Source organism: Chromobacterium haemolyticum DSM 19808 (assembly GCF_000711885.1).
Taxonomy (GTDB): Bacteria; Pseudomonadota; Gammaproteobacteria; order Burkholderiales; family Chromobacteriaceae; genus Chromobacterium; species Chromobacterium haemolyticum.
Genome location: NZ_JONK01000008.1, coordinates 160,353 through 167,252 on the forward strand (window position 1 = coordinate 160,353; position 6,900 = coordinate 167,252).

The window sequence follows — 6,900 nt, forward strand, 5'->3', positions numbered from 1 at the left end:
CCAGGCAAGGCGCGCCGCCCTGTCGTCCCTCGATCTTTTGAAACTCTCCTTAGGCACCACCATGTCACACACAACAACAAACCACCGCGACCTGGACACGTTGCCGGTGTCCAAACTGTTCTGGCAATACACCATTCCCTCCCTCGCCGGCATGCTGGCCACCGGCCTTTACGTGGTCATCGACGGCATCTTCGTCGGCCACTTCGTCGGCAGCCACGGCTTGGCGGCCATCGCGCTGGCCTATCCGCTGGTGATGATGCAAGTGGGCCTGGGCGCCATGCTGAGCATGGGCGCGGCCACCCGCATCGCCATCCTGCAAGGCGGCGGCGACTACGAGCGCGCGCGCGCCACCCTGGTGGCGGCGCTGGCGCTGCTGGCCCTGATCAGCCTGGCCATCCCGTTGTTGGGCCTCACGTATCTGGACACCCTGCTGCAATGGCTGCAAGCCGACAAGCAGCCTATCGTGATGGCGGAGGCGCGCAACTATCTGCAATGGATGCTGGGCGGCGCGCTGTTCACCATGGGCCAAATGGTGGCCACCTATCTGCTGCGCAACGACGGCCGCCCGCGGCTGGCCACGCTGTTGATGGTGATAGGCTCACTGCTCAACGTGGTCTTCAACTACCTGTTCGTCGGCGTGCTCAAGCTGGGCCTGGCCGGCTCGGCCCAGGCCACCTTGCTGTCCGAATCCGTCGTAATGCTGGCCGGCCTAGGCTATTTTTTCACCCGCCACGCGCGGCTGCGCCTGCGGCTGGCGAACTGGCGGCTGGATTGGCGCTGTTGCGGCCCCGTCCTGGCGCTGGGCCTGTCCAGCCTGTTGATGGAGTTCAACCTGGCCTTGCTGATGTTCGCCCACAACTTCCAGCTGCTGCGCTGGGGCACGGACCTCAGCGTGGCGGCCTACGCCACCGCCGGCTACAGCGAAGCGCTGTTCACCCTGGTGGTGCACGGGCTGGCGGTGGGCCTGCAGCCCTTGCTCAGCCACTCCACCGGCGCCGGCCGCCCGGAACGCACCCGCGAAGCGCTGCGCTACGGATTGCGCGTCACCATGCTGCTGGGTCTGACGGCGTTTGCGGCGGTACAGCTCTTCCCCACGCTGATCGTGCGGATGTACAACAGCGAAGACCTGGCGCTGATCGCCGCCGGCAGCCACGCGTTGCGCCTGCACTTGCTGGCCATGCCTTTCGACGGCCTGGTGATCATCGGCATCATCGCCCTGCAAGCGATGGCGCTGACGCGGGCGGCCTTGCTGCTGACCATAGGCAAAACCATACTGCTGCTGCCCGCCTTGTGGCTGTTGCCGCTGTGGCTGAAGCTGGACGGCGTCTGGCTGGCGATGCCGCTGGTCAACCTGCTGCTGGGCACGGCGGCCGCGCTGGCCTTGTGGGGCGCCTTCCAGCGCCTGAAACGTCAAGAGAACCTGGCAACCGCCGCCTGATCGCCGCCGTTCTCAACCAATGGCCGGAAATCCGGCCATTTTTTTTAGGCATTGGCGAACCGCTTCCAATTGCCATTGTCTATATCCTTCGCGCGCAAGCGCCGCGCCCCTTTGCTCCCGAGCCCCGGCCGGTTCCCGGCCGCCCTCGCGCCCCGTGTTACGTTGGGGTCGCGAGAACGCAGGCCGATTCGTATAGTGATAGCACCCGTCTGTTGGCGCCCGCGCCGCGGCTTGACTCCAACCCGTCAATAACAAGGAAAACAATGTCTCTGAAAACCATTCCCCACTGGACCGTCGCCGCCCCGCTTGTCGCCTGGGCCGCAATCGTGGCCGCACCCACCTTTGCCGCCTCCTCGCTGTTCATCGCCCTGCTGGCGGTGCTGTTGGCCGGCACCGTCTTCGCCGCCGTCCACCACGCCGAAGTGGTGGCGCACAAGGTGGGCGAGCCTTACGGCACGCTGATCCTGGCGCTGGCGGTCACCGTGATCGAAGTCGCCCTGATTGTCTCCTTCATGCTGGCCGGCGGAGAAAGCAAGCTGGCGCTGGCGCGCGACACCATCTTTTCCGCCATCATGATCACCTGCAACGGCATCGTCGGCATCTGCCTGCTGCTGGGCGGCCTGCGCCATCGCGAACAGAACTTCCAGCTCAGCGGCGCCAAGGTGGCGCTGACGGTGCTGGCCGCCATTTCGGTGCTGGCGCTGGTCTTGCCCAACTACGGCACCAGCGAGCCCGGTCCGCTGCTATCCTCCTCGCAACTGGCTTTCACCGGCGTGGTGTCCCTGGTGCTGTACGGCGCCTTCGTCTTTGTGCAAACCATACGCCACCGCGACTATTTCTTGCTGGAAGGCAGCCATAGCGAGGACGAACACGCGCCGCCGCCGTCCGTCAAAGTGACCTTGATCAGCCTGGCGCTGCTGCTGGTTTGCCTGGTGGGCGTGGTCAGCCTGGCCAAGCTGCTGTCGCCGTCGATCGAAGGCTTTGTGGAAGCGGCCGGCGCGCCTGCCGCCGTGGTGGGCATCATCATCGCCGCGCTGGTGCTGCTGCCGGAAGGCCTGGCCGCCGCCAACGCCGCGCGCGCGGACCGGGTGCAGACCAGCCTCAACCTGGCCCTGGGTTCGGCGCTGGCCTCCATCGGCCTGACCATCCCCACCGTGGCGCTGATCTTCGTGGTGATGGGCGAACCGCTGATCCTGGGCCTGGAAAACAAGGAAACCATCTTCCTGGTGCTGACCCTGCTGGTCAGCTCGATGTCGCTGGCCGTGGGCCGCACCACCATTTTGCAGGGCATCGTCCATCTGGTGATCTTCGCGTCCTTCGTGTTCTTCGCCATCAGCCCCTGAGCGCCTGCTCTACGCAAAAAAAACCGCCAACCGTTGCCGGCTGGCGGTTTTTTATTGGCGGACCCGGTTTTCAGAACCGGTTCATGATCTAGCGAGCTAAGGCGAGACAAGGCGAAAACCGCTGAGAAAGCGGAATGTACAAGTGGTACATGAGCATTTCGAAGCGGGTTTCAACGCCGTATCGCCGACGCGCAGCAGATCGTAAACAGGTTCTCAGGCCCGCATCGCTTCCAGCACTTTGGCGCTGTCCACAATCTGCACGAACTTGACGATCTTGCCGTCCCGCAGCGTGTAGATGTGGGCGAAAGAGGCGACAAAGCCTTTGCCGGTGGCGCGGTAGACGCCATGGTAGAAGCCTTGGGCGATCACGTGTTCGCCTGCGTCGTAGAAGCTGTCCACCGCCGCGCGGTAGCCTTCCCACTCGCGGCCCAACCGCTCGTGCACGTTCTTGACGATGGACTCCGCGCCCACATAGGTGCCGGCGTAGGGGAAGCCGGCGGCTTCTGTCCACTCCGCGTCCGGCGCCAACGCGGCCAAGAGATTGCGGCCGTTGGCCTCGGAATCGCCTTCGTAAGTGGCGCGGACGATGTCCACATTGCTCAGGTGGCCCTGGCCCGGGGTTTGATTAGCGTTCATGTTGTTCCATCCAAAAATCGGTTTGCTCATGCCCTTCCCTCATTGCGGCAACACACAGCTGTCCGGGCCGCAGGCCAACGCCTGCGTCGCAGCCGGGGCCGCGCTGGACGCGGCTTGGCTCAGACGAGCGCGCCAGGCGTCCGGCCGGCCCAGGTAGGCGCCCAGGTCCAGCACCGTCAAACGGCCGTTTTCCTCCAACGCCAGCGTGGGGAAGCCCTGGCCGCCCGCCTGGGCCAACAGCCGGCGGCTTTCCTGGAAGTGAGCGTCGGTGGCCGCGCCCTCCAAACGATGGTAAGCCGCGGCGAAAGCGTCCGCGTCCAGACCGATGTCGGCGGCCAGCTCGGCCAGCACCGGAAATTCCGCGATGCGACGGCCTTCCACGAAGTGGGCGCGCTGAATGCGATGCAATAGTTCCAAGCCGCTGCCGGCCGTTTCCTCCGCCGCCAGAACAGCGGTGGTGGGCGGCGCGGAATCCATCACCGCGCCATGATCCTTGAGCAAGCCGTCGAAATAAGCTTCGCCGAAAGGCTGGCCCGAGACTTCGGCTATACGGCGGTCGTGCGGCAATACGAATTGGCGCCACTCCGGGCTGACCCGGCGACGATTGGCGCCCACCATCATGCCGCCGCCGTGCAGCGCCACCGTCAAGCCCGGCACGCCGCGCGCGGCTTCCAGCAAGGGCGCGGCGCCGTAGCACCAGCCGCAGAGCGGATCAAAAATAGTGTGCAAAACAATGCCGGACATGGCGGTTTCCTTTCTTGCGCCGCCCGCAACGCGGGCGGCCATACATTCAAATCTTCAGGCGTAGAAAGCATGAAGGGCGGCAAACCAATCCTGAGGCAAGGCGCGCCGACGCCGACCGTACATGAAGTACGGCAAGTCGGCGCCGTGCAGTATCAGGACTTTCGCTGGCGGCCCTCAGAGCCTTATTGCGGCCACTTCATCTCGCCCTTGAGCACCTTGGCGCTCAGCTCCAAATCCGCCACGCCTTCCAGCTTCGGATAGCGCTGCTTCATCGCCGTCACCAGTTCGGCCGAGTTCTTGGCCTTGGGCAGTTCCGCTTCCAGCGTTTTCAGGTAGTCGCTGGTGAACTTCACCGAAGCCAGGGTGTGCGGCGCATTGTTCAGGAAATGGCCCGGCACCACGACCTTGGGCTTCAACGCCTGCAGGTTCTTCAGCGACTTCTGCCAGTCCGCGCGGTCTTTCGGAGTTTGGGTGTCCGCGGTCCAGACATGCATATTGCCGTAGGTCAGCACGCCGCCCATTGCGGTCTTGATCGACGGCGCCCAGATATAGGTGCGGTCCGGAGTCGGGCCTTTCAGACCCATCACTTGCAACTTCTGGCCGTCCACTTTCAGGGTGTCGCCCTGGATGGGCTCCGGCACGATCACGGTCTTGGGCGCGTTATCCTTCAGGATCGGGCCCCAGTAAGCCATCTTGCCGTCCTTGGAAGCCTTGATCGCCTCGATGGTGGACGCGGTGGCCAGCACCTTGGCGTCCGGGAAGGCGGCTTTGATCACGTCCAGACCAAAGTAGAAGTCCGGGTCCGGATGGGAGATGAACACCGTGGTCAGCTTCTTGCCGCTGGCCTTGACCTTGGCTACCAGGGCCTCGGCATCGTTGCGCTGGAACTGAGCGTCGATCAGCACAGCCTCGCTCTTGCCGGTGACCAGTTCCGAGGACACCGGGAACAGGCTCTTGGCGCCGGGGTTGTAGACATCGACTTTCAAAGCGTCGGCTTGGGCGAAGGCGGCGGACATCAACAGGGCGCCTGCTACAAAGCTGCCGGAAATGCGGTGTTGGATCATGATGGTTTCCATTTGGTGAATTTGAGATCGGTCGGCTTGGTAGCAAGCCTGATGTGAATCATAGATTGCTATTTTCGAATCAAAAACCGGATAATAAGCAATGGTTAGTTGCATAAATCGAGCGAATCATGGATAGGATCACCGCCGCGCAAGTGTTTGTGGCCATTACCGAACGCGGCAGCCTGGTGGCCGCGGCGGAGACTCTGGACATGTCGCGGGCGATGATCACCCGCTATCTGGCGGAGATGGAGGAATGGGCCGGCACCCGCCTCCTGCACCGCACCACGCGGCGGCTAAGCCTGACCCCGGCCGGCGAGGAGACGCTGGCGCGTTGCCGGCAGATGCTGGAAATCGCCGGTCAGATGCCGGCGGCCAACAGCGCGGACCCAGGCCAGCCGCAGGGGCTGCTGCGCATCAGTTGCGCGCAGTCGCTGGCGCAGGACGCGCTGGCGGCGGCGGTGACCGAGTTTCTGCGCCGCTTTCCGCAAACCGCCATTGATTTGCAGATCAGCAACCGCGCGGTCAATCTGGTGGAAGAAAGAATCGACCTGGCCATCCGCATCACCAACGCGCTGGACCCCAGTCTGATCGCCCGGCCGCTGGCCAGTTGCGCGTCGGTGATCTGCGCCTCTCCCGCCTACCTGGCCGCCCACGGCGCGCCCAAGCGGTTGGAGGATTTGTCGCTGCACAACTGTCTGACTTACTCCTACTTTGGCAAGAGCCTGTGGCGTTTTCAGCGTCACGGAGAGCAGTTGGCGGTGCCGGTCAGCGGCAATCTGAGCGCCAATGAGTCCATGGTGTTGTTGTCCGCCACCGCGGCCGGCGCGGGCATCGCCTTGCAGCCCTTGTATTCCGCCGCCCCACTAATCGCCAGCGGTCAGTTGGTGGCTTTGTTGCCGGAGTATCAGCCGCAGGAATTGGGCATTTACGGTATTTACGCTTCGCGCCGGCAGATGCCGGCCACTTTGCGGGCGATGCTGGATTTTCTGGTGGAGCGGTTCGCCAGCGATCCGGCTTGGCAGGCGCGTACCGCCGGGGGCTGAGGTCGGGTGGGGTGCTTGCTTCGGCTAGGTAAGGGGTTTGAATCCGCTTCGCGGATGATGGATTTGATTGCCGGGGCCCGTCAGGCCCGAGGCGCGGCTGAACTCGCACCGCGCTAACGTCGCGCTGCTCGAACAAGCAGCCGCTTAAAACCTCGGGCCTGCCACCCGACGGCAGGCTTGAAGGGACCTGGGGCGCGTCGGAGACGTTCTTTCTTCTTGATTTGCCTTAGATATCCACAGGCGGGGTCAAACTGGACAGTTATCCACAAAAATAAACAACAAAGCTAATATCACTCTTTCTTTTCAATTCTTTTCAAAAAATACCACCTCGTGTAGCGCCCAAGTGTCCCCTCGGGGCGCGCTCCGGGTTTCGCGTCCTGGGGGACGAGGGGGGCTGGAAGGGGGCGGCAGCCCGCCCCCTCCCCGTCTTATTCCCTCGCGACGCTGCGCTTGCCTCGCTCGGTCAGCGCGGAAAGCGGCACCTAAATCAATATCCGCGAAGCGGATTCAAAACCAGATCACTCAACAAGTAAGCCGCGCTCAATCAAAGCAACCACCCCACCTTGACCCCAACCGCCCCCTCGGCAACAATCCCCCCGTTGTCGCCAAAACAAGCGGCACACGGGATTGGC

6 protein-coding genes are annotated in these 6,900 nt (G+C 63.6%); 3 read left to right on the forward strand and 3 right to left on the reverse strand.

What is annotated here, in order from left to right:
• Positions 1 to 61: 61 nt before the first annotated feature.
• Together BR71_RS07985 and BR71_RS07990 are read left to right on the forward strand one after the other, a co-directional pair.
• Positions 62 to 1,438 (forward strand): MATE family efflux transporter, encoded by a 1,377-nt coding sequence (locus BR71_RS07985; protein ID WP_162179204.1) that lies wholly within the window; start codon positions 62 to 64, stop codon positions 1,436 to 1,438.
• A 263-nt stretch (positions 1,439 to 1,701) separates the two neighbouring features.
• Positions 1,702 to 2,781 (forward strand): calcium:cation antiporter, encoded by a 1,080-nt coding sequence (locus BR71_RS07990; protein ID WP_043635276.1) that lies wholly within the window; start codon positions 1,702 to 1,704, stop codon positions 2,779 to 2,781.
• 213 nt (positions 2,782 to 2,994) lie between these two features.
• Here BR71_RS07990 and BR71_RS07995 read toward each other — a convergent pair whose 3' ends face one another.
• The 3 genes from BR71_RS07995 to BR71_RS08005 all read right to left on the reverse strand — a co-directional run bounded on the left by BR71_RS07995 (position 2,995) and on the right by BR71_RS08005 (position 5,225).
• On the reverse strand, positions 2,995 to 3,417 hold the full coding sequence (locus BR71_RS07995; RefSeq protein WP_052370434.1) for a nuclear transport factor 2 family protein: 423 nt from the start codon (positions 3,415 to 3,417) through the stop codon (positions 2,995 to 2,997).
• A 39-nt stretch (positions 3,418 to 3,456) separates the two neighbouring features.
• Positions 3,457 to 4,161, reverse strand: coding sequence for a DsbA family protein (locus tag BR71_RS08000; protein ID WP_043635281.1), 705 nt, complete (start codon positions 4,159 to 4,161; stop codon positions 3,457 to 3,459).
• 182 nt (positions 4,162 to 4,343) lie between these two features.
• Positions 4,344 to 5,225: an MBL fold metallo-hydrolase gene (locus BR71_RS08005; RefSeq protein ID WP_043635428.1), complete on the reverse strand. Its 882-nt coding sequence runs from the start codon at positions 5,223 to 5,225 to the stop codon at positions 4,344 to 4,346.
• 128 nt (positions 5,226 to 5,353) lie between these two features.
• Here BR71_RS08005 and BR71_RS08010 point away from each other — a divergent pair, with 128 nt between their 5' ends.
• A complete protein-coding gene (locus tag BR71_RS08010; RefSeq protein WP_043635285.1) occupies positions 5,354 to 6,268 on the forward strand; it encodes a LysR family transcriptional regulator in 915 nt (304 codons plus the stop codon).
• Positions 6,269 to 6,900: the final 632 nt, after the last annotated feature.